The sequence below is a fragment of the Nesterenkonia lutea genome (genome assembly GCF_014873955.1).
Taxonomy (GTDB): Bacteria; Actinomycetota; Actinomycetes; order Actinomycetales; family Micrococcaceae; genus Nesterenkonia; species Nesterenkonia lutea.
Window position 1 is genome coordinate 322143 of record NZ_JADBED010000001.1, and the last position, 21440, is coordinate 343582.

The 21440-nt window shown below is 67.2% G+C and carries 20 protein-coding genes and 1 tRNA gene; 7 read left to right on the top strand and 14 right to left on the bottom strand.

The genetic code is table 11. The features are described from left to right. Nucleotides 1-55: 55 nt before the first annotated feature. From H4W27_RS01535 to H4W27_RS01545, 3 genes are all read right to left on the bottom strand, one after another. Complete coding sequence (locus H4W27_RS01535) at nt 56-4894, bottom strand: DNA glycosylase AlkZ-like family protein (RefSeq protein WP_192594369.1); 4839 nt, start codon at nt 4892-4894, stop codon at nt 56-58. A 186-nt stretch (nt 4895-5080) separates the two neighbouring features. After that, nucleotides 5081-5767, bottom strand: a complete 687-nt coding sequence (locus H4W27_RS01540) for an NADPH-dependent F420 reductase (RefSeq protein ID WP_192594370.1) — start codon at nt 5765-5767, stop codon at nt 5081-5083. Continuing rightward, entirely contained in the window at nt 5760-6218 is a 459-nt protein-coding gene (locus H4W27_RS01545) for a 23S rRNA (pseudouridine(1915)-N(3))-methyltransferase RlmH (RefSeq protein WP_192594371.1), read from the bottom strand. The genes H4W27_RS01540 and H4W27_RS01545 overlap by 8 nt, the downstream gene beginning before the upstream one ends. A gap of 36 nt (nt 6219-6254) precedes the next feature. On the opposite strand from H4W27_RS01545, the gene H4W27_RS01550 reads away from it, so the two are divergent. Further along, entirely contained in the window at nt 6255-6734 is a 480-nt protein-coding gene (locus tag H4W27_RS01550; protein WP_192594372.1) for a GNAT family N-acetyltransferase, read from the top strand. Here the strand turns inward: H4W27_RS01550 and H4W27_RS01555 are convergent. Next, nucleotides 6702-6908, bottom strand: coding sequence for a hypothetical protein (locus H4W27_RS01555; protein WP_192594373.1), 207 nt, complete (start codon nt 6906-6908; stop codon nt 6702-6704). The genes H4W27_RS01550 and H4W27_RS01555 overlap by 33 nt on opposite strands. A 54-nt stretch (nt 6909-6962) precedes the next feature. Beyond that, nucleotides 6963-7964, bottom strand: coding sequence for a thermonuclease family protein (locus tag H4W27_RS01560; protein WP_192594374.1), 1002 nt, complete (start codon nt 7962-7964; stop codon nt 6963-6965). A gap of 120 nt (nt 7965-8084) precedes the next feature. Between H4W27_RS01560 and H4W27_RS01565 the strand changes: the two genes are divergently transcribed. Beyond that, the gene (locus H4W27_RS01565) at nt 8085-8447 is read left to right on the top strand and encodes a hypothetical protein (RefSeq protein ID WP_192594375.1); all 363 of its coding nucleotides are present in this window, start codon (nt 8085-8087) and stop codon (nt 8445-8447) included. Continuing rightward, nucleotides 8431-9072, top strand: a complete 642-nt coding sequence (locus H4W27_RS01570) for a DedA family protein (RefSeq protein WP_318782070.1) — start codon at nt 8431-8433, stop codon at nt 9070-9072. The genes H4W27_RS01565 and H4W27_RS01570 overlap by 17 nt, the downstream gene beginning before the upstream one ends. A 149-nt stretch (nt 9073-9221) precedes the next feature. Here H4W27_RS01570 and H4W27_RS01575 read toward each other — a convergent pair whose 3' ends face one another. Both H4W27_RS01575 and H4W27_RS01580 read right to left on the bottom strand, forming a co-directional pair. Beyond that, the gene (locus tag H4W27_RS01575; RefSeq protein ID WP_192594376.1) at nt 9222-10595 is read right to left on the bottom strand and encodes an ISL3 family transposase; all 1374 of its coding nucleotides are present in this window, start codon (nt 10593-10595) and stop codon (nt 9222-9224) included. Nucleotides 10596-10738: 143 nt separating this feature from the next. Next, nucleotides 10739-11824 carry a type I restriction endonuclease gene (locus H4W27_RS01580; protein ID WP_192594377.1) on the bottom strand — a complete coding sequence of 362 codons (1086 nt, stop codon included), beginning with the start codon at nt 11822-11824 and terminating at the stop codon, nt 10739-10741. A gap of 588 nt (nt 11825-12412) precedes the next feature. Between H4W27_RS01580 and H4W27_RS01585 the strand changes: the two genes are divergently transcribed. Then, nucleotides 12413-13579, top strand: coding sequence for a DDE-type integrase/transposase/recombinase (locus H4W27_RS01585; RefSeq protein ID WP_192594337.1), 1167 nt, complete (start codon nt 12413-12415; stop codon nt 13577-13579). Between the two features lie 41 nt (nt 13580-13620). On the opposite strand, the gene H4W27_RS01590 is transcribed toward H4W27_RS01585, so the two are convergent. The 3 genes from H4W27_RS01590 to tadA form a co-directional block, all read right to left on the bottom strand. Continuing rightward, nucleotides 13621-13711, bottom strand: a tRNA-Ser gene (locus H4W27_RS01590). Between the two features lie 82 nt (nt 13712-13793). Then, nucleotides 13794-14345: an adenine phosphoribosyltransferase gene (locus H4W27_RS01595; protein WP_404821859.1), complete on the bottom strand. Its 552-nt coding sequence runs from the start codon at nt 14343-14345 to the stop codon at nt 13794-13796. A gap of 43 nt (nt 14346-14388) precedes the next feature. After that, a complete protein-coding gene (gene tadA / locus H4W27_RS01600) occupies nt 14389-14889 on the bottom strand; it encodes a tRNA adenosine(34) deaminase TadA (protein ID WP_318782071.1) in 501 nt (166 codons plus the stop codon). A 79-nt stretch (nt 14890-14968) separates the two neighbouring features. Between tadA and upp the strand changes: the two genes are divergently transcribed. The 3 genes from upp (at nt 14969) to H4W27_RS01615 (ending at nt 17082) form a co-directional block, all read left to right on the top strand. Beyond that, nucleotides 14969-15604, top strand: coding sequence for a uracil phosphoribosyltransferase (gene upp / locus H4W27_RS01605; protein WP_192594378.1), 636 nt, complete (start codon nt 14969-14971; stop codon nt 15602-15604). Between the two features lie 173 nt (nt 15605-15777). Beyond that, on the top strand, nt 15778-16569 hold the full coding sequence (locus H4W27_RS01610) for a winged helix-turn-helix domain-containing protein (RefSeq protein WP_192594379.1): 792 nt from the start codon (nt 15778-15780) through the stop codon (nt 16567-16569). 6 nt (nt 16570-16575) lie between these two features. Then, nucleotides 16576-17082, top strand: coding sequence for a SixA phosphatase family protein (locus H4W27_RS01615; RefSeq protein WP_192594380.1), 507 nt, complete (start codon nt 16576-16578; stop codon nt 17080-17082). 105 nt (nt 17083-17187) lie between these two features. On the opposite strand, the gene H4W27_RS01620 is transcribed toward H4W27_RS01615, so the two are convergent. The 4 genes from H4W27_RS01620 to H4W27_RS01635 are packed head-to-tail and all read right to left on the bottom strand — an operon-like array spanning nt 17188 to nt 21414. Next, a complete protein-coding gene (locus H4W27_RS01620; RefSeq protein ID WP_192594381.1) occupies nt 17188-17454 on the bottom strand; it encodes an HPr family phosphocarrier protein in 267 nt (88 codons plus the stop codon). Beyond that, entirely contained in the window at nt 17451-19520 is a 2070-nt protein-coding gene (locus tag H4W27_RS01625; protein WP_192594382.1) for a PTS fructose transporter subunit IIABC, read from the bottom strand. Before H4W27_RS01625 ends, H4W27_RS01620 begins: the two co-directional genes overlap by 4 nt. Further along, nucleotides 19517-20617, bottom strand: a complete 1101-nt coding sequence (locus H4W27_RS01630) for a 1-phosphofructokinase family hexose kinase (RefSeq protein ID WP_192594383.1) — start codon at nt 20615-20617, stop codon at nt 19517-19519. The genes H4W27_RS01625 and H4W27_RS01630 overlap by 4 nt, the downstream gene beginning before the upstream one ends. Beyond that, nucleotides 20614-21414 carry a DeoR/GlpR family DNA-binding transcription regulator gene (locus tag H4W27_RS01635; RefSeq protein ID WP_318782072.1) on the bottom strand — a complete coding sequence of 267 codons (801 nt, stop codon included), beginning with the start codon at nt 21412-21414 and terminating at the stop codon, nt 20614-20616. The genes H4W27_RS01630 and H4W27_RS01635 overlap by 4 nt, the downstream gene beginning before the upstream one ends. Between the last annotated feature and the right edge of the window lie 26 nt (nt 21415-21440).

The following is a 21440-nucleotide window of genomic DNA, read 5'->3' on the forward strand; positions in this document are numbered from 1 at the left end:
GTGCGCTCTGAGCATGAGCCTGCACGGACACCCACAACAAAGCCCTGCACCGAGATCATGGCGCGAATCGCAGTCCGGAGGGCGAGGAGTTGAAGCCCGCATCGCGGAGCAGCTGCCCCAGCGGGTGGGTGAGGATGCGTTCGCCGTTGACGCGCTCCACGGCGATCCTCCCCGTCTTGGCTGAGCGCAGCGCCGGGACCAGCGCCCGGGAGATCAGGTCCATCACAGACTCATCCTCAGTGAACAGCAGCAACGTCCGACCCCCGCGCTCCATGTAGAGAGCCAGTTCACCGCGGTGGAGGACGACGACGGCGCCCGCCTTGCGACCGGGCCGATGCGTGGAGCTCTCCAGCTCGGGCCAGTCCAGAGCGGCGCCGTAGGGATTCGCCGGATCGGCGGCGGCCAGGACCACGGCGGGATCCTGCTTCTTCCCCCCACCGCGCGGAGCGGCGCCAGGCGGTGAGGCGCTCGCCTGTTCCGCCGCGTCGTCGAGCCGCTCGGAGATCCAGCGCAGCTGATCGATGGTCGCGGAGGACGTGAACTGGGCGGCGCCGAGCTGCTCGATGAAATAGCCGCGCCGAATCTGGCCGGAGTCCTCCGCTGCCGAGAGCACCTTGTACACCGCGGCGAATCCGCCCTTGGCGGCGGCACCGAGTCCTGACTGCTGCTCGGACATCACCGAGCCGCGGGTGACCACTCCGTAGCGGTCCAGCAGGATCTCGGCACGGGTATGAGCCGCAAGGGTGGGATCGACCGCACCCCTGGGCACCAGCTGCCAGCGACCGCCGGCCCCGGCGCCCGGCAGGCCTGCGCCCGAGGCTCCTCCGATCCGGCTCCGATGAGATTCTGCGGCCTGCCGCAGCGCCATTCGCCGGGAGGCGTGCCGTGGCCGGGCCGGAGTCGGCTGCTTCTTGTGCGCGGTGGTGCCGGTGGACATGAACCGGCGCAGCGCGCTGAAGCTGTCCGGTGCCACCCGTCCGGCCCAGAAGAGCTCCCAGAGCGCGTTCTTGGTGGTCTCGCGGGAGCTGGTCAGTCCGGGGTCGAGCTGATCGTGCAGGGCCTCGATGAACCAGGCTCCGCCGCGGGTCAGCACCTCGAGGATCGCCTCCTGCAGGGGGGTGGGCGTGAAATCCTCACCGTTGCTGCCCATGCCCGCCGTGCCGGGCTGGTTCAGCAGCAGGGCCGCATCCTCGCGCGGGTAGAAGGCCAGCCAGCCGTCCTGGCCGCTCAGCGCCCCCTTGCCCACGGCGAGGAACTCTCCGCCGGTCAGCAGCTCATCCAGCATGGACGGGCGGTAGTCGGGAATCCGAGCTGGGAGGATGAACGATTCCCAGGCGCTGGCCGGGGCCGCCGCGCCGGAGAGCTGGGCCAGGGACTCTGCCACCGCGGAAGTGCCGGCGCTCGATGATCCCTTTCCTCGCGCCGCGGTGATGCCCTGCCATTCGAGCAGGAACTGGCCATAGGCCGCCGTCGGGACAGGCTCCACCTGGGCGCGGAGCGCCGCGAGGGAACGGCGACGGATCCTGCGCAGCATCTCGGCGTCGCAGTACTCCACCGTGTCGGCCCGCGCCTCGGCGGGAAGCTCGCGGTCGGGCCGGAACAGGCCCTCCACCACACGGTGCTCGCGCACCAGCCGGGTCAGCGTGTCAGCGACGACGGCGCGACTGAGCCCCAGCTCTGACCCCGCCTCCTCCACCAGGAACGGTCCGTGGGTGCGCGCATACCGGCCCACCAGATCTCCCAGCGGATCATCCACCGGGTCCAGGAAGGCATGCGGGATGCCGACAGGGATGGGCGTGCCCAGCCCGTCCCGGAGCCGGGAGGCGTCCTCGATCGCCGCGTAGCGCTCCTCGACGTGGTCCTGGCCAGCGGCGGAGCGCCACATCACCCGGAACGCGCGCTGGCTGGAGACGAGCGCCTCGGCGTGGTCCTTCGCCGGTTCACCCTCTTCGAGTCGGGCGGCGAGCTGCTCCGCGGTCAGCGGTCCGAGCAGGCGGAGCAGGTCAGCGACACCTTCTTGGCCGCGGAGATGCCGTGAGGGGACCAGACGCTGGGCGTAGGCCTCGGATTCGGCGATGATCGCGGCATCGAGGAACTCGCGCAGCTCGACCCGGCCGAGGAGCTCGCCGAGCAGGGCGGGGTCCACGGAGAGCGCAGCAGCCCGCCGTTCCGCCAGCGGGGAATCCCCCTCATAGAGGAACTGGGCGATATAGCCGAAGAGGATGGACTGGGCGAACGGAGAGGGCTTCGGGGTGGTGGTCTCCACGATCTTCAGCCTGCGCGCGCTGATGCTGCGCAGCAGGTCCAGCAGGGCGGGCATGTCGTAGACGTCCTGCAGCACCTCGCGCATGGCTTCCATGATCACCGGGAAGTCGGGGTAGCCCGAGGCGACCTCCAACAGCTGCGAGGAGCGCTGACGCTGCTGCCACAGCGGGGTGCGCTGGCCGGGATTCTGCTTCGGGAGCAGCAGGGCGCGCGCGGCGGCCTCGCGGAAGCGTCCGGCGAACAGCGCCGAGGAGCTGACCTGCGCGGTGATGAGGTCCTCGAGCTCGTCCGGGTCGAACTGGAAGAGTTCGGCCCCGGGGGGATCCTCATCCATCATCGGCACCCGCAGCACGATGCCGTCGTCGCTGGCCATGGCGGAGCCGTCCAGACCGAAGCGGTCATGCAGACGTTCACCGACCGCCAGCGCCCAGGGCGCGTGAACCTGCAGACCGTACGGGGAGAGCAGCACGATCCGCCAGTCCCCGAGCTCGTCACGGGTCTGCTCCACCACCAGCGTGGTATCGCTGGGCAGCACGCCCGCGGCCTCCTGCTGCTCGGTGAAATAGCGCAGCAGGTTCTCCTGCGCCCAGGTGTCCATGCCCAGAGCGCTCAGCCGTTCGGCGGTCTCCTCCGTGGAGCCCGAATGGACTTCACGGGTGAATCGGCCCAGCGCCCGGCCGAGCTCGGCGGGCCGGCCGAAGCCGTCACCGCGCCAGAACGGAAGCGAGGCGGGCTGCCCGAAGGCGGGGGAGACCAGCACCCGATCGAAGGTGATCTCTTCGATGCGCCAGCTGGTCGCGCCCAGGGCGAAGACATCGCCGATGCGGGATTCATAGACCATCTCTTCATCCAGCTCACCCACCCGGCGCCCGCCGGAACGTGCCGAGCCGGAGTCCTCGCCTCCGGCCAGGTAGACACCGAAGAGGCCCCGGTCCGGGATGGTGCCGCCCGAGGTGACCGCGATGCGCTGTGCTCCGGGGCGCCCAGACACCGTGCCGGCGTCGCGGTCCCAGATCACCCGGGGGCGCAGCTCGGCGAAGCGGTCAGAGGGATATTTGCCGGCCAGCAGGTCCAGCGTCGCCTCATAGGCGGACCGCGGCAGAGTGGCGAAAGGTGCGCTGCGCCGCAGGGTCTCGTACCAGGACTCCACGTCCAGGGTCTCCATGGCGGCCGCGGCCACGGTCTGCTGGGCCAGGATGTCCAGCGGGTTGCGCGGGATGTGCAGGGCCTCGATCTGCCCGGCGAGCATGCGTTCGACGACGACGGCGGTGCTGACCAGGTCACCGCGGTGCTTGGGGAAGAACCAGCCCACGGAGACCTCCCCGACCTGGTGGCCCGCGCGACCGATGCGCTGGAGTCCGGCGGAGACCGCGAAGGGGGCCTCCACCTGGATGACCAGGTCCACGGCGCCCATATCGATCCCGAGCTCCAGTGAGGAGGTGGCCACCACGCAGCGCAGGCGACCTGATTTGAGCGCCTCCTCGGTGAGCTTGCGCTGCTCCTTGGAGACGGATCCGTGGTGCGAGCGTGCCAGCGGATCCGGCTCGACCGCCTCGGCCTCCTCCCCGGAGGGGGCGTAGGCGTCGTCGTTGGCGGGGTCCTGGCTGGCGGGGGGTCGGCGTTCAGACCAGATCTCGTTGATCCGACCGGTGAGCTTCTCGGCGAGCCGGCGTGAGTTCACGAAGACGATGGTGGAGCGGTTCTCGGTGACCAGGTCCACGATCCGGTGCTCCACATGCGGCCAGATGCTCGGCTGCAGCGGCTGGGCGCTGAGCATGGTGTCCTCGGCGGGGAGATCGAGCGGGCCTGCCGAGTCAGCCTCGGGGGAGCCCTCCCCGATGCCCGGACCCGCCGCCGGGAACGGCACGGCTCCCTCGGGTGGAGCCGTGCTGGGGGAGGCCAGGTCCTCCACCGGCGCCGAGACCGTGATGTCCCACTTCTTCTCAGACTTCGGCGCGACGATCTCCACCTCGGCGGAGCCGCCCAGGAATCGGGCCACCTCCTCGCGCGGTTCCACGGTGGCGGAGAGTCCGATCCGCTGGGCGGGGGCCTCGAGCAGGTTGTTCAGCCGCTCCAGGGAGACCGTCAGGTGCGCGCCGCGTTTGGTGCCGGCCAGGGCGTGGACCTCGTCGATGATCACGGTCTTGACCCCGGACAAGGTGCTGCGCGCCTGGGAGGTGAGCATCAGGTAGAGAGATTCCGGGGTGGTGATCAGGATCTGCGGGGGCCTCCGCACCAGGTCGCGGCGTTCCTTCGGGGTGGAGTCGCCGGTGCGCACGCCCACAGTGATCTCAGCGGGCTCTTCGGCCGCGCCTTCGGCGGCGAGCCGGCGGGCGGTGTGCGCGATGCCGACCAGGGGGCTGCGCAGGTTGCGCTCGATGTCCACGCCGAGTGCCTTCAGCGGGGAGATGTAGAGGACCGAGGTGCCCGCGGTGGGCTCGGCGAAGAGCCGGTCGATCGACCAGAGGAAGGCCGAGAGCGTCTTGCCCGAGCCGGTGGGTGCCACGACCAGGGCGTTCCTGCCCTTCGCCACGGCTTTCCAGGCGCCGGCCTGCGCGGGCGTGGGCTGACCGAAGGAGGCTTGGAACCAGCGCCGGGTCGGCTCGGTGAACGGTTCCAGGGCGGTCATGATCCCACTCTAAATGGCGCCGCGGACACGCGGTGACGCATGGTCCGTCCGCTCCTCCCCGCGGGGCCGCTGACCATCTAGCTGACCATCTATAGGGCAGAAAACGGTGGAATGGCGCCCCGCCGCCGGACTCATTCCGCCGCATTGCGCCCTATCGATGGGGAGGCCGGGCGGCGAGTGAGAGGGTCAGCGGGCGAAGCGCAGGATGTCCTCGCGGCGCAGCGGCCGGTTGAACAGCGGGCCGTCGGGCTCCATGATCCGGCCCGCAGCCAGAGGCCCCACCGAGACGGGGTCGTAGCCCATCCGGACCAGCAGCCCCATGACCAGCCCGCGGGCGGCCTCATCATCTCCGGCCACCGCGAGCGCTCGCCGACCGGACAGGTCGGCGTCGGGCCGGGCGCCGTCGTCGAAATCTGCGTGGGCGATGTGGTTCAGCGCCTTGACCACTCGCGCAGAGCTGAACCGGCCGGCCAGCGCCATGGAGGTGGGCAGCTGCTCATCCACCGCCGCCTGCAGCCAGCCGGGGAGCAGCTCGTCCTGCCAGGTGTTCGTGGCATCGACGAGCACCGTGCCGGCGACCCAGTCCGGGTCCACCTCATCGAGCTCCTCCTGCGGCACGGCCAGGATGACGATCCCGCTCGTGTCCCGGGCGCGGACGGCGATGTCCTCACCCTCGACGGGCTGCGCGCCGGGGGCGTAGATCTTCAGGTGATGCTGCAGGGCACGTGGCGGGCGGGTGGAGGCGATGTCCACCGCGATCCCGGCGCGCAGCAGCGTGCGGGCGAAGGCGGTGCCGGCGCGGCCGGCGCCGAGGATGCCGACCACTGGAGCGGGTTCGCCCGGGGAGACAGTCTCGACGGGGGACTCACTCATGGTGATAGGACCGTCCCGCCGAGATCTCCTGTGCACGGTAGACCTGCTCGGCCAGCAGCATGCGCACCAGCTGGTGCGGGAAGACGAGCTTGGAGAGCGACCAGACGAAATCCGCGCGATGCTGCAGCTCATCGGTGACCCCGTAGGCGCCGCCAATGATGACGACGATGTGCTGGCCGGCGTCGAAGCTGCCCTGCAGATGCTCAGCAAGGACCGGTGAGCTGATGTTCTTGCCACGCTCGTCGAGCAGGATGACGTGGTCCTTGGGCTTGAGCGCCGCGAGGATCCGCTCGGACTCTTCCTGGCGGGCCGCATCGAGTTCACGGGAGGAATGCGGGAGCAGCTTCCAGTCCAGCTCATAGGGCTTGCGGAGCCGCTTGGTATAGCGGTCGATCCCCTCCACGGCCCATTTCTCGTGCTTCTTGCCGATGGCCAGGGCAGTGATGCTCATGAAGCTGAGACTACCGGCAACCCTAGGATGGAGCCCATGTCTGCACAGTTTCACATCGCCCCGGTGGCCCAGATGGACCCGCTCTGCCTCTACTCCGTGCTGCGGCTCAGGACCGACGTGTTCGTGGTTGAGCAGCAGTGCCCCTATCCCGAGCTGGACGGCCGGGACGTCGAACCCGGAGCGGTGATGGTCTGGGCGCAGGACGAGGGCACGGTCACGGCCACCCTGCGGGTGCTGCGCGAGCCTGAGGGCTTCCGGATCGGGCGCGTAGCGGCAAGTCCGGCGGCGCGGGGCAGCGGTCTCGCCCGGGAGCTGATGCGGCGCGGGCTCGAATATTGCGCGGCGCAGTCGCCCGAGGGGGCAGTGATCCTGGATGCCCAGCAGCCGCTGGAGAACTGGTACGGCGCATTCGGATTCACTCGGACCGGGGATTCATTCCTCGAAGACGGCATCCCGCATGTGCCCATGCGCCGCGGGGCGAACTCAGGTCTTTCGGCGCGGTCCGGCCACGAGTGAGGCCACAAGAAGGATCGCCACCCAGGAGAGCAGGTACCAGCCGCCGGTGAGCCGAAGGTCCCTCGGGGCAAGGTACATCCAGGCGATCAGCGGGACCCCGAGGCAGGCCATGACCGTCTGCCAGGTGGTCCAGAACCGCCCTTTCGGCCGGCGTTCTGTGGTCCCTGTTGCCATGGTCTCCTCCTGTCAGGGGCCGTGCAGAATCTGAGTCCCCAGCACCCTAACGGGTCAGCCGTTGGACTCGCATCCGAAGCCGTCGCCATCGGCATCCAGGCCATGCAGGTCTTCGCCGATCACCCGGACAGAGAAGTCCAGGTCGCCGCAGTTCACATCCGGCGGGTAGACCGGCACGCAGGGTTGGTAGTTCGGATCGCAGCTTCCCGACTGCTGCCCGGGTGCCGGCGCGGGGGCGGGTTCGGGAACCGGCTCTGCGGCACAGCCCTGCAGCGACGCGGTGTTGTCTGCGGCGATGTAGTCAGGCTCGCGGGTGTGGAAGTCGTAGCCGTCGCGCGAGTCATAGCGCGCGGTGGCCAGGCCCTCTTCGATCAGGGTCAGTCCCGCATCGGTGCCGCCCACGTCCAGATAGCGCAGGATCCGGTCATACCGGTCAGTGTCATCACCATCGCGGGTGAGCGTGACGGTCTTGCCGTGCACCAGATCTCCCATCCGCGCGGAGGCGGTGTCGAAATTGCACTCTCCGCGCTCTGGCGTGTCGATGCCGGTCACACGGACGGTGTCCCCGCTGTCCAGCTCGACGGTGTCCCCATCGATGATCCGCACGACGACGGCGCTGTCCTCGTCCCGGTCCGCTGACGGAGTGGGGGTCGGGGTCGGAGTCGGTGAGGGTGAAGGCGCCGGCGTCGGCGTCGGTGAGGGTGAAGGCGCGGGCGTCGGGGAGGGCGAAGGGGTCGGTGTTGGCGAGGGGGTCTCGCTCTCCGTGGGCTCGCCGGAGGGCTCTTCGGGTTCGGGTTCCTCCGTCTCCGGCGCCGCGAGCTCCTGGTCCTCGCGGTCGGAGGCGCTCTCCCGGGCGCCCTCGGGTGCCACGCTGTAGGCGATCAGCCCCACGACCAGGGCAAGCACGAAGAGGCCGATCAGCCCACCGCAGCCGATGACCCCGATCCTTGCGATCAGCGGCCAGCGCTTGAATCTCTGCCAGGCCGTGAGCCTGTACGGATCGTTGTCGGAGGCTTTTCCAGACAGGCGGAATCGCCCCGGGGAGTGCTGCGCCATCAAGGGAACCTCATCAAGTTCGAGTGACAGACCCGCGCCGGGTGCACGAGTCTGACATCACAGTAGCGCGACACGTGAGGTCTTCTCGTGCACGAGGTTGTGACGGGCTAGTGTTTCGTCATGGAGTTCACCATCGCCTCGAGCTGCGGGAACTCGCCCCGCATGCTGATCGTGGCGGAGATCGCCCGCGCATGGGCGGAGGATGATCGAGCCCACCTTCACGAGTGGCTGCGCGAGGACGCGGAGTGGCGCGTCTATCCGGGGGATCTCCCGACCGGTTTTCGAAGCGTGGTGCTGGACAACGTGGTGACCCACGGTCGATCGGGTTCCTGTGATGGCTCAGCTGTGAGCGCGGATGGCTCCCGGCTGCGCTTCGCCCATTTCTTGGTCTTCGCCTCGACCGCCAAGACCGCGCTGATCCGCTCGATCAGCTCGTACGTGGTGTCAGAAGGACAGGAAACTCCCGGTGCCGTCGACGGGTGAGGACTACCAGGGGTTCATCGGCTGGGTGCTGAGCCTGATGGAACGCTTCGGTGAACTCGGAGTCGGGCTGGCGATCTTCCTCGAGAACTTCATTCCGCCCATACCCTCTGAGGCCATACTGCCTGGGGCGGGATTTCTTGCGTATGCGGGACTGATGAGCCCTTGGGGCGCGTGGATCTGCGCGAACCTCGGCTCCCTGCTGGGCGCGCTGCTCTGGTACGGGGTAGGTGCCGCGCTCGGCGCCGAGCGGACGCGCGCCATCATGGGACGGCTGCCGCTGCTGAAGGCCTCGGACTTCGACAAGGCCGAGCGTTGGTTCGACCGTTGCGGTCCCTGGGCTGTCCTGCTGGGACGCTGTGTGCCGATCGTGCGATCGTTCATCTCGATCCCCGCCGGGATCACCCGGATGCCGATGCTGACGTTCCTGATCTTCACGCTGGTCGGGTCCGCGATCTGGAACGGCATCTGGATCGGCCTTGGATTCGCTCTGGGACCGGGCATCGAGCCGGTGCTGAACAGGTGGAGCGGTGTCCTGTCGAACCTCGTGGTGGCGCTCGCGGTCCTCGCGATGCTCGGGTTCGTGGTTCAACGGCTCCGCACCCGCCGGCGCAGATCCACTCCCTGACTCGCCCCGGCGTTTTACCGGCTCCTGCGTGGTCTACCGGGTCGACGTCGGGGCCGGTAGAGCACGTAAGCCAAGGTAAAACGCTGGGTGGAGAGAGTCTGCGGGTCCAGGCTCCCTTTCCTGAGGTTCGCCGGGCTTTTGCGGGCTCTTCACACTTGAGCGTGGAGTCCTGCTCGAGCATGGATTTGGGAGCGTCGGCGTGTCTGCCTGAAGCTCCTGGCCAGAATACGTGACTGGTAGTTGTTCTGATTCCGGAAACCCCGGCCGGTGCGCTTGATCTGCTTGATGGCCGTGTTCGCCGCCTCGGTCCGCGCGTTGGTCACCCGGGTCCGGATGAACACCTTGATCTGCGGCCACCACGCCGCCACCGTGGCCGCCAGCCTGTCGGCCTCGGGCAGCCCGGCAGCGGCCACCGCCAGCTCAAAGTCGATCCTCGCGCTCTGCGCCGCAGAGACGGACTCTGCGTTCAAGATCCTGCGCAGTTGCTCCTTCACCGCCCAAGCGGCGGCGACCTGCTCGAAATCGGCGTCGTCGAGGACCTGCTCGAGGCGGTGCAGCCCGGCGTCGGTGAGCCGGTCTCCAGCGCGCAGCAGAAGCATCCGGTGGGCCCAGACGGCGTCCTGCTTCCGGCCCCGCCGGCCCAGCACCTCGCGCAGGGCGCGCTGACGAACTGAAGTGAGCATTTGGTTGCCCAGCTTGACCAGGTGGAAGTGATCCACACTGATCTCCACCGCGGGAAGCACCGTGCGGATCGCAGACCGGAACGTGGTCGAGGGGTCGATCGCCACGACTTCGAGGCGGTCCAGCCACGCCTGGGAGCGTCCCTGCAGCCAGGCGGTGACGTTCTTCGAGGACCGGCCGTCGATCACTCCGAGGACGTGTCCGGTGTGGGCGTCGACGAAGGTGCTCATCCAGGGCTCCACCCGGCACCACACGGCGGTCTCGGGGTGCTTGAACCACTTCGCGGTGGCGAAGCGGTGCTCATCGATGCCCAGCGCCCGTACCGGCACCTGATCCACCTGGGGCAGGACCATGGTCTGGGTGAGGATCGCGGTGTTGACCGTGCCCCAGGCGATCCCGTGGGCGGCGGCGACTTCGGCGGTGGCCCGCCCGGAGTCCAGCACTGCGGCCGCCACCGTCTCCTTGAGTCGGGTGGTGCACCGTGCCCGCACGGGCAGCTGCTCGGTGACCTGGGTGAAGGTCCTGCGCGGGCATCGCGTCTCGGCGCAGAGGAAGCGCGGCTTGATGACCACCAGCTCGGCCCTGTCCCCGCCGGTCGGGATGTCCTTGACTCGTTGACGGACCCGCTGGTGCACCCGAGCGGAGAGCACCCCGCAACTCGGGCAGGCGTTCTCAGGGGCCTCGGCGGTGACCACGACCCGCCTGCCTCCCAGTGGCAGGTCAGTGGCTTCGGTGACGGTGTAGCCGGCCAGGTTGAAGACCACCGATGCTGCATCGCGCACCGGATGCTCATTGGTGTGGTGGGCAGACAGGGGCGAGGGCGCGCACGTATTCTGGGGCATGGCTCGTGTCCTTCGTGATCGAGGATAGATTCGTCGCAAAATCCATCCTCAAGCAAGGGCACGAGCCTCTTGACTCACGACGCCCCCACGCTCAACTGGGAAGAGCCCTTTTGCGCAGCACCGAGGCCTGAAATCCGAACTGCCTAGGCGTAATTTTGGGCTGTCGCTAAAAAGGTTGAACTGTGCCGGTAGAGGTCTGAGAGCTTTTCGATCTCGTGGAGATCTTCCGACTTGTCAGCATCGAAAGTACCGATTCGAAGTTTGGCGGCGTTATTGAAACGCAGACGGGCGATCGGCTTGCGGTTGTTGTCGTCGAGAATGATTGAGCAGTACGTCTTGTTGTCGCGCAGAACGACGCGTTCGGGGTCAAGTTCTTGGCTGAGGATCGCACGAATGATCATATGCCCCTGGATTTCTTCCGCTGTTGTCTCGATTCCTGAATCATCGAGAGGCTCTTCCGCTGCAGTTGGTTCATCCTGAGTTGCTTCGCGGACGTCACTAGTCCCGCCGGACGCGCCCAACGCTGCCTTCAGACGGTTGTTGGCCTGGTCGTTGAGGAAATGGGCGAATCCTTTCTCGACGAGCGGAGTCAAGTCCTCACGAACGCGCTGGGTCAGACGACCACTATAGATTTGGCCCAGTACGAGGCTGGCGAGATCCCAGCTGAGGGTTTTAGCTTCATTCGCAAAGAACCGCCTTGCAGCCGAGACGTACTTAAGTTCTTCGGCAGCGTTCAGCACGGAGTCCAAATCGAAGTTCGGCTTGGAGAGCTTATCGAGTTCGGCCAGGTTCGCCGTGTCGATGTCATCGAGGTTCAGTTCCAGGAACGGACGTTGGTCCATCTTGTTTGGTTCGTCGAGGTCGGTATAGAAACGGTACTCGACGCCGTTGGTGAGGACGGCGATCCGTGCAGTCGTCACATGGAAGTAACGGTACAGCTGGGAGGCGTTCTCGAGGGTGAGCGGTTCATTGAGCTTCTTACACTCGATGAGGATCGCGATTTCCTCATCCTTGATGATCGCGAAGTCGACTTTCTCGCCCTTCTTGAGACCAACGTCGGCGACGAACTCGGGGATCACCTCGTGCACATCAAAGACATCGAATCCAAGAACGCTCTGAATGAACGGCATGATTAGAGTAGTCTTCGTCGCTTCTTCTGTCTCGATAAGCGCACGAGACTGTTGCAGCTTCCGAGCGATAATGGACAGCTTGCCCTCAATGTCAGACATTTGTACGTCCCTCAATTGGATTTAACTGGTTGGGCAAATATCTCATATCGTCCTGCCTCCGGGAAGCATGGGCACGAGTGTTGCCAGTTTTTCTTCCTGTCTGCACAGGGAAGACCTCTCCGGGAGAAGTGACGCGAACCCCTACGTCGTCCACCTATTTTTTGGATGCCTCATGGGGGGCTCGTCGACAATCTGGACCGACTCTGACTCAGGTGTCACTAGACCCTTGACTACGGTGTACGCCAAGGCGGGACCCGCCGCCAATGCGGCGACAGCAGAAGACCAAGCTGCGTTATTTTTGCCTGCAGAGGCCCGCAGACTGCTACTTGGCTTCACGGGCCCTCGCAAGGGGTCGGAAGCTCTTCCGCCGCTTTACCTGCTCCTGCGTGGTCTACCGGGTCGACGTCGGGGCCGGTAAAGCACGAAAGCCAAGGTAAAACGCTGGGGCGGGGGAACCAAGAGACCCCCATCTGACAAGACTGCTTGTCGGATGGGGGTCATATGGCGGTGACGGTGGTGTTGAGTCTCAATACATATTCAAGGGATGTCTCAATACATCGGAAAGGTTCCGGTGGCCGATCATGATTGATGACCAAGCGCAAGCAGATCATCACAGCGGTCAACAGAGGCACGATGTCTCAAGCCCAGGCTGCACGGGCCTACGGGGTCTCGGAATCGATGGTTTCCAAACTCTTGAGACAGTGGGCCCGAGAAGGCGAGGCGGCGTTCTACACCAAGACCCGCAGACCCCATTCACACCCTGCCGCGACGGGCCAGGAGGTCATCACCGAGATCACCCGACTGCGGACTGAGCTGGTGGCCCAGGGCCTGGACGCAGGCCCGGCCACGATCAGAGATCACCTGCGCAAGAACCTCTCCGAGAATCAGACCCCGTCCCGGGCGAGCATCGCGCGGATCCTGAACCGGCAGAACCTGGTGGCACCCGCGCCGAAGAAACGACCGAAATCCTCGCTGCTCAGATTCGAAGCAGAACTGCCTAACGGGTGCTGGCAATCAGATGTCACCAAGATCGTCCTTGCCGACGGGAAGATCGCCGAGGTGATCACCTGGCTCGATGACTACTCCAGAATGGTGGTGCATCTGCAGGCACATCTGCGGGTCACGGTGGACACTGTGATCTCCTCCTTCACCGTCGCCGCAGGTCAGCACGGGATTCCAGCGGCCACACTGACCGATAACGGGCTGGTCTACACCACCCGGTTCCGGGGCGGGCCCAACCGGTTCGAGAAGCTGCTGCGCACCCACGACGTGATCCAGCGCAACGGTCGAGGCAATCATCCCCAGACCCAGGGCAAGGTCGAACGATTCCAACAGACGATGAAGAAATGGATCACTGCCCGCCCCGCGGCGGCCAGCATCACTGAGCTGAACCAGCTGCTGGGGGACTTCACCAGGATCTATAACACCGAGCGGATCCACTCAGCACGCCGCGCAACCCCTTATGCGGCCTATATCGGTCGGCCCAAAGACTCTCCGGCACCGCTGCCCGAAGACACCACGAGGTACCTACAAGATCGGGTGGATAAGTTCGGCAAGCTCAGCATCCGCTACGACGGGCGGATGCGACATATCGGGATCGGGCGAACCCACGCGGGAACCCCCGTGGTGAAGATCATCAAAGATCGCCATGTGATCATCGCGGACAAACGCACCGGAGAGGTCTTGAGGGAACTGATCCTTGATCCCACACGGGACTACCAGCCCCGTGGATCCGGGCAAGAAGAAAGGCCCTGAACCGAGGGTTCAGGGCCTTTCCGATGTACTGAGACATCACATGGCGGTGACGGTGGGATTTGAACCCACGGTGCGGGGTAACCGCACACAGCATTTCGAGTGCTGCACCTTCGGCCGCTCGGACACGTCACCAGGCCCGTTGAGTATACGCAAACATCACGCGCTCACCCAAAAGCGAGGATCCAGCTCAGCCCGGACCCAGCCTCAGCCACGCTCAGGCGTGGAACAGGGCGTGGACCTCGCCGGAGATCTCGCGCCCGCGCAGGGCCTCGATCTCCAGGACGACGGCGGCCCCGGTCACCTGGCAGCCCAGCTGCCCGATCAACTCTCGGCTGGCCGCCAGTGTGCCGCCGGTGGCCAGCACGTCATCGACGATCAGCACCCGGTGCTCCGGGTTCAGCACGTCCGGCGCCTCGATCACGGCGGTGCCGTACTCCAGCGTGTACTCCACGCGTCCGCCCGGGGCGGGAAGCTTTCCGGCCTTGCGGATGGGCAGGAACCCAGTTCCGGTCAGCGCCGCGATCATTCCGGCCAGCGTGAATCCACGTGCTTCGATGCCGGCCACCATGTCGAACCCGCCGGCAAAGGGGGCGAACAGCCCCTCGGCCACCGTGCGCAGGGCGGCAGGATCAGCCAACACGGGGGAGATGTCCTGGAAGAAGACGCCCGGCTCAGGGAAATCCGGGGTCACCGCGAACAGTGACCGGGCGTGGGCCAGCTGCCCTGCAGTGGGTGCCGATGAGCTGGGCCGGGACGCGCCGGTCACGGGTGGATGCGGCGAAGAAGGTGGTGTGGACACACCTGCCAGCCTATCCGCGGAACTGCTCGAAGAACGCTCGCAGCTGGGCGGCGCACTCCTGCCCACGCACGCCGGGGTGGACCTCCACCCAGTGATTGAGTCGCGGCTCGCGCAGGATGTCGAACACCGAACCCGCCGCTCCGGCCTTCTCATCCCATGCGCCGAAGATCACATGCCCGATCCGTGACTGGTAGATCGCCCCGGCACACATGGCGCAGGGCTCCAGGGTCACCGCGAGCACGCAGCCGTCCAGCCGCCAGCTGCCCCGAGTGGCGGCAGCGGCGCGCAGGGCGGTGATCTCAGCATGGCCCGCCGGATCGTCGTCGCGCACCCGGGTGTTGAAGCCCTCGCCGAGGAGCTCGCCCTCGGCAGAGAGGACGACGGCGCCCACCGGCACGTCCGCCGCCACGCCTGCCTGCTCCGCAAGCTCCAGACACCGGCCGATGGCTCTCTCCTGATCGCCACGGGCCCGTGGGGACCAGGCGACCTCGGAATCGATGTTCTCCGTCACGGGCCCAGCCTATGGCCCACGCTCCCGCGTCCGGTCCCAGCCGGGGCCAGTCTGAAGGGGTGCTGGTAACTTTGAGTCCATGCGCGTACAGGTTGTGGAACACCCACTGATCTCCCATAAGCTCACCCAGCTCCGCCGGGTGGAGACCGCCTCGAACCAGTTCCGCGAACTGACTCGGGAGCTGGTCATGCTGCTCTCCTATGAGGCCAGTGGATCCATCGCCACGGAGCCTGTCGAGATCCAGACCCCGGTGGCGACGATGACCGGGACCCAGCTTGCGGACCCCAAGCCGCTGGTCGTGCCGATCCTGCGCGCCGGCCTCGGCATGCTCGACGGCATGACCGCGATGGTCCCCACCGCCGAGGTCGGCTTCCTGGGCATGGCCCGGAACGAAGAGACCCTGGACATCATCACCTACGCCGAGCGCCTTCCCGAGGATCTCTCCGGCCGCCACGTCTTCGTCCTGGACCCGATGCTGGCCACGGGAGGCACGCTCGCCGAAGCCATCCGCTTCCTGAAGAAGGCCAACGCCGCGAAGATCACCTGCATCTGCCTGCTGGCCGCCCCGGAGGGCATCGAGCGGCTCCGCTCCAAGGTCGGCGACATAGACGTCGAGCTGTATCTGGCCGCCATCGACGAGAAGCTCAACGAGAAGTCCTATATCGTCCCGGGTCTCGGAGATGCAGGGGACCGGCTCTACGGCCTTGCGCAATAGGTCTCGCATCCGCGAAGAACTCCACCAGGCGGAATATCGTGATCCCGGTCACAAATAGAGCCTCGCATCTCATTATGTGAAATATCCCCCCTTTTGTTACTTGCGGATTTCAAATGTGACGGACACGCTGTATTGGATACCACCGTCCACCTGCAGCGGGGGAGTTGCCGCCAATGTCCGCACATCTGAGCCAGCCGCACAATCCTGGCTACGTTCATGTCTCCGTGCGCAACGCCGCCCGCCGAGCCGAGATGGCTCGCAGGATGCGCGAGGCCAATGCCAGTGCGGCCTCCGGGGACGCACATCCACGCACCGCGCCGGTGCCGGTGGTCGCCCAGAACGGCGGCGGGCCACAGATGGTCCAGCCCGATGTCGTGACGCGCGGCTTCGTGGTCTACGTGGGCCTCGATGAGGACACCGCCAGCGCCGCGGGCACCTCGCTGCACAAGATCGCCACCGAGCTGCGCGACTACGTGGAGCACATCGCCGCCGAGGCCCAGGTGCACATCGCCATGGCCCTCGCCTCCGCCGCCCATGAGGGCAGCGACCTCGAAGTGGTGCGTCAGGCCCTGGGAGACCCCACTGTCACCCACCGTGGGGTGGAGGTGCCGGTCAACACGCCACCTGCGCCGAGCAGCTCCGGGGTGCTGATCGATCTCTCCCGCCGCGAGGTCCGGCTCGACGGGGAAGGCCTGAATCTCACCTTCAAGGAGTTCGAGCTGCTGAACTACCTGGTGGACAACGGCTCGCGCACTGTGGGCCGTGAAGAGCTGCTGCAGACCCTGTGGCGCAATGTCGACGCGGACCAGATGCCCAATGAGCGAACCATTGACGTCCATATCCGCCGGCTGCGCTCCAAGCTCGGTCGGCTGGCCAACACGGTGCGCACTGTCCGCGGAGAGGGCTACCGGTTCTACGAGCACCCCGAGGTCACCGTCTGGGCGGCCCCTGAGTACTCGATCTGAGCAGCCGTGCCTGAACTGCTGATCCTGCGCCACGGGGAGTCTGGACATTCCTTCTCCGGGGATGACCACTCCCGAACCCTGACCGACCACGGGCGGCAGCAGGCCCGCGCCGTCGGCCGCTGGCTCATGGAGTCCGGGCACCTGCCGGACAACACGGTCTGCTCCGATGCGATGCGAACGCGGCAGACCTGCATCTGGGTCAATCACGAGCTCGGGGAGAAGGCACCGACTCCGTATCTGGACCAGCGGCTGTATCTGGCGGCGCCGCGGTCCATGCTCGCGATCATCAATGAGGTGCCCGAGACGGTGCGCTCGCTGCTGGTCGTCGCGCATATGCCCGGCGTGCAGGAGCTCAGCATGGACCTGGCCTCGGCACGCTCGGCGGAGGACCCCGTGATCCAGATGGCTGGCTCCTGGCCGCCCGCGGGACTGGCGCGGTTCGAGGTGGACAAACCCTGGGCCGAACTCGATGGGCGCGATGCACAGCTCACGGACTTCTTCACCGCCGATTGAACGTCACCGCCGGCTGACCAAGACCGCCGGTTGAGCATGACCGTCGGTTGAGCATGACCGTCGGCTGAGCATGACCCTCGGCTGAGCCGACGGGACAAGGCTGGATCAGCTCCCTGACTCCAGCAGACGCACCAGCTCCTCCAGCGCGTTCTCAGCCTGCGCTCCGCCAGCGCGCAGCACCACTGTCTCGCCGTGGCTCGCGTTCAGACTCATCACGCCCAGCAGGCTGTCGGCCTGCACCGAACGCTCCGGCGCAGCCGTTCGGGCGATCTCCACGAGGACCGGCTGTGCCGCGGCCGCATACGCGAACGCCGCGGCAGGCCGGGCGTGAAGCCCGGCCGCCGCGGCGATCACCGCAGTCCGCTCAATCATGCAGGAGAGGCTACACCCTTGCGTGCCCAGCGCTTCAGTGCGATCACCGAGAGCGCGGTGACCACGGCACCGACCAGCACAGCGACCAGGAACAGCCAGAAGTTGTCGATGGCGAACGGCACGAAGATGCCGCCGTGGGGCGCGTAGGACGTGATGCCGAAGGCCATCGTCATCGCACCGGTCACCGCACCGCCGAGCATGGAGGCTGGCAGCACGCGCAGCGGATCGGCCGCCGCGAATGGGATGGCACCCTCGGAGATGAACGCGGCGCCGAGCAGCACGGCGGTCTTGCCGTTCTCGCGCTCCGCGGCGCTGAACAGCCGGGAGTCGATGAACGTGGCAAAGGCCATGCCCAGCGGCGGCACCATGCCGGCGGCCATGACAGTGGCCATGATCATCAGCGGCCCGGTGTTTCCATCAGCCACAGCTGCCGAGAGGCCGGCCACGGCGAAGGAGTACGCCACCTTGTTCAGGGGTCCGCCGAGGTCGAAGCACATCATCAGGCCCAGGATGATGCCCAGGAGGATGGCCGCAGACCCGGTCATCCCGTTGAGCCAGGTCTCCAGGGCTGAGGTCAGCCCAGCGATCGGTCCGCCGAGGACGAGCAGCATCAGGCCGCCGGCGACCAGGGTGGCCACCAGCGGAATGATCACCACCGGCATCAGACCCGCCAACCAGCGCGGGACGCTGAGCCGGCGGAACCACAGTGCGACGGCGCCGGCGAGGACGCCGCCGACGATGCCCCCGATGAATCCGGCACCCATGGTCAGCGCGATCGCGCCGGCCGTGAAGCCGGGGGCGATGCCCGGGCGATCGGCCATGCCGAAGGCGATGTAGCCGGCCAGCGCGGGGACCAGGAAGCCCATGGCCGTGCTGCCCAGGGTGAAGAACACCGCGCCGAGGTAACCGCCCAGAGCGCCGAGGCCGAGGAACTCCTCCGGCAGCTGGTCTGCGGTGGGCAGGTTCCACAGGGTGTTTCCGAGAGCCACATCTTCAGCGACCTCGGTGATGTTGTAGCCGCCGAGCAGAAAGCCCAGCGCCATGAGCAGGCCGCCCGCGGCGACGAAGGGGATCATGTAGCTGACCCCGGTCATCAGGACCCGCTGCGTCTTTCGACCGAAGCCTTCGTGTTCCCCATCGGCTGCTGTGCTGCCATCGCCGTCCTCGGCACCACCGGAGGGGACGACGGCGGCCTTCGGGTCCTTGGCCGCGGCGAGCGCCTCTGCGATCATCTCGCGAGGCTCATCGATGCCGCGCTTGACGCGTGAAGCGATGACCGGCTTTCCGGCGAAGCGGTGGCGGTCACGCACATCCACATCGGTGGCGAAGATCACGGCGTCCGCCGCAGCGATGATGTCGGCGCCCAGGGGAGTCGCGCCGGAAGATCCCTGGGTCTCCACCTGGATGTCCACACCGGCTTCCTGCGCGGCCTTCTTCAGCGAATCGGCTGCCATATAGGTGTGCGCGATGCCGGTCGGGCAGGCGGTGACGGCGACGAGCCGCCCCACCGGGGTGCTGCCCTCACCGGCGTCGGAGGTCGATGCGGCGGTGTCGGCGCCGGATGACGGGCCGGCGGCACCGGAGCTGCGGCCGCCGGCGGCGGCCGTGACCGGCGCGGGCTGCACCGCCTCGGCGACGAGGTCGACCACGTGCTGCTCGGTCTGTGCCCCGCGCAGCTCGGCGAGGAACTCCTCGTTGATCAGCGAGGTCGCCAGGGCGGAGAGGATCTTCAGGTGGGCCTGGTCGGCGCCGTCGGGGGCGGCGATCATGAAGACCAGATCCGCAGATCCGTCGGAGGAGCCGAAGTCCACGGGCTCGGCGAGGCGGGCGAAGGCCAGTGTGGCCTCGGTGACTGCCCCGGTGCGGCAGTGTGGGATGGCGATCCCACCGGGCATGCCGGTTTCGGAGGTCTCTTCGCGGGCCCAGACATCGGCCGCGAGCGCCTGGAAATCGGCGCTGCGACCAGCAGAGCCGATCTGGGCGGCGAGGGCATCGATGACCTCGCGCTTGGTGCCGACGGTGAGCTTGTCGAGGCTCACCAGCTCCGGCGTGATGATGGTGTTCATGATGTCTCCACATTCGCTGTAGTGGTTGTGCTTGGGACGAGGATGAGCTGTTCGGTGCTGAGGTTTTCAGTGATCAGCTGGTCAGGTGTCGGCATGGTGGAACCGGACAGCTCGGCGGCGGCGCGTCCCATGGCCATGGCCTGCTTCAGGGACTCGGTCGGGGAGCTCCCGGCCTGCGCGGAGGCCAGGAATCCTGCCAGCGAGGCATCGCCGGCACCCACCGTGGAGCGGGGAATGATCGGAGGCCCCCACGCCCGCAGCGCCTCGGCCGGTCGGTGGGAGGCCTCCGGTGCGCTGTGTGGAATGAGCACTGCTCCGTGAGCACCCAGGGTGACGAGGCAGGCGCGAGCCCCGTGGCCCTGCAGCTCCAGGGCGAGATGCGCCGCCCGCAGCGGGTCGGTTTCCAGCGTCTCTGCCTGTGCCTGCTCATCGATGCTTGGACCATTGACCTCCCCGTCCAGCGTGGAGGCGGGCGCGGAGGCAGGGGAGGCGGCCGGGCCCGCCACGGCGGCATGCAGCTCGAGCAGCTCCTCGGCGTTGGGCTTGATCAGGTCCGGCGCCGCCTTCAGTGCGGCTGCCAGCGGTGCCCCCGAGGTGTCCAGCGCGATCCGCGGAGCGTGCTCGCCGAACGTCTCCCGAAGTGCGGTGATCGCCTGAGCGTAGAAGTCCACGGGGACTCCCGGCGGCAGCGATCCGGCCAGCGCCACCCAGGCCGCGCCCTCTGAGGCCTCCAGGAGCAGCCGAAGCAGGGACTCGGTGAGCGCGGCGTCGAACTCGGGACCGGGCTCGTTGATCTTCGTGGTCACGCCTGCGTGGTCGGTGATGGCGGTGTTGGTTCGCAGGGGCGCCCCGATGGGCAGCGCGCGTGCTGGCACATCGAGCTCCTGCAGCGCGAGCAGCACCGGGTCCCGGGCATCGCCGGGAAGCACCGCCAGAGAGGGTGTTCCTGCGGCGGTCAGCGCGCGGGAGATGTTCACGCCCTTGCCGCCGGGCTCTGCGGAGTGGCCCACGGCCCGCTGCACCGCTCCGGGACGCAGCGGAGCATCGAGCACCAGTGTCTTGTCCAGGCTCGGATTGGGAGTGAAGGTGACGATCACTGGGTGACCGCCACGACGACTCGGACATCCGCCTCGTGCAGCGCGTGAGCGAGCTCCGCGTGTGGCTCGGCATCGGTGATCAGCACATCGATCTCCTCTAGGGTGGCGAACTGTACAAGCGTGCGCAGGCCGAGCTTGCTTGAATCAGCAAGCAGCACGACCTGACGGGCGGCGTGGACCAGCCCGGACTTCACGGCGGCTTCAGCGGTGTCCGGTGTGGAGAGGCCGAAGCTCGCGTCCACCCCATTGGTGCCGATGAACGCGACATCGGCCTGTCGGCGGGCCAGTGTGGCCACCGCCTGGGCGCCGACCACGGCCCCGGTGATCCCGCGGACCTTTCCGCCGAGCACCTCGACGTCCAGGGCGGCCAGCTCGGCGAGCTTCTGCGCAATGGGCACGGAGCTGGTGGTGAGGAATCGCGTGTGCTGCTCGTCGATGAACTCGGCGGCGAGCAGCTCGGCGAGCGCCTCGGTGGTGGTGCCGGCGTCGAGGAGCAGCGAGGCATCGGGGGAGGAGGGCACGTAGCGCAGCGCCTCGAGCGCGATGGCCTGCTTCTGCCGGGAGTGCTCACTCTGCCGCTGCCTCAGCGAGGTCTCTCTGCGGGAGGGACTCGAGCTGACGACGGCCCCGCCGTGCACCCGCTGCAGCGAACCCGCCGTCTCCAGCTGATCGAGATCGCGGCGAACCGTCTCTCTCGTGACCTTCAGGTCCTGGGCGATCTCTTGGACCGTGACTGTGCCGCTGCGGCGCAATCGGTCGAGGATGCGCTCGTGGCGCTCGGGGGCGAGCAGTGTCATAGTGCGCTCCGTCGTCAGTGATCCAG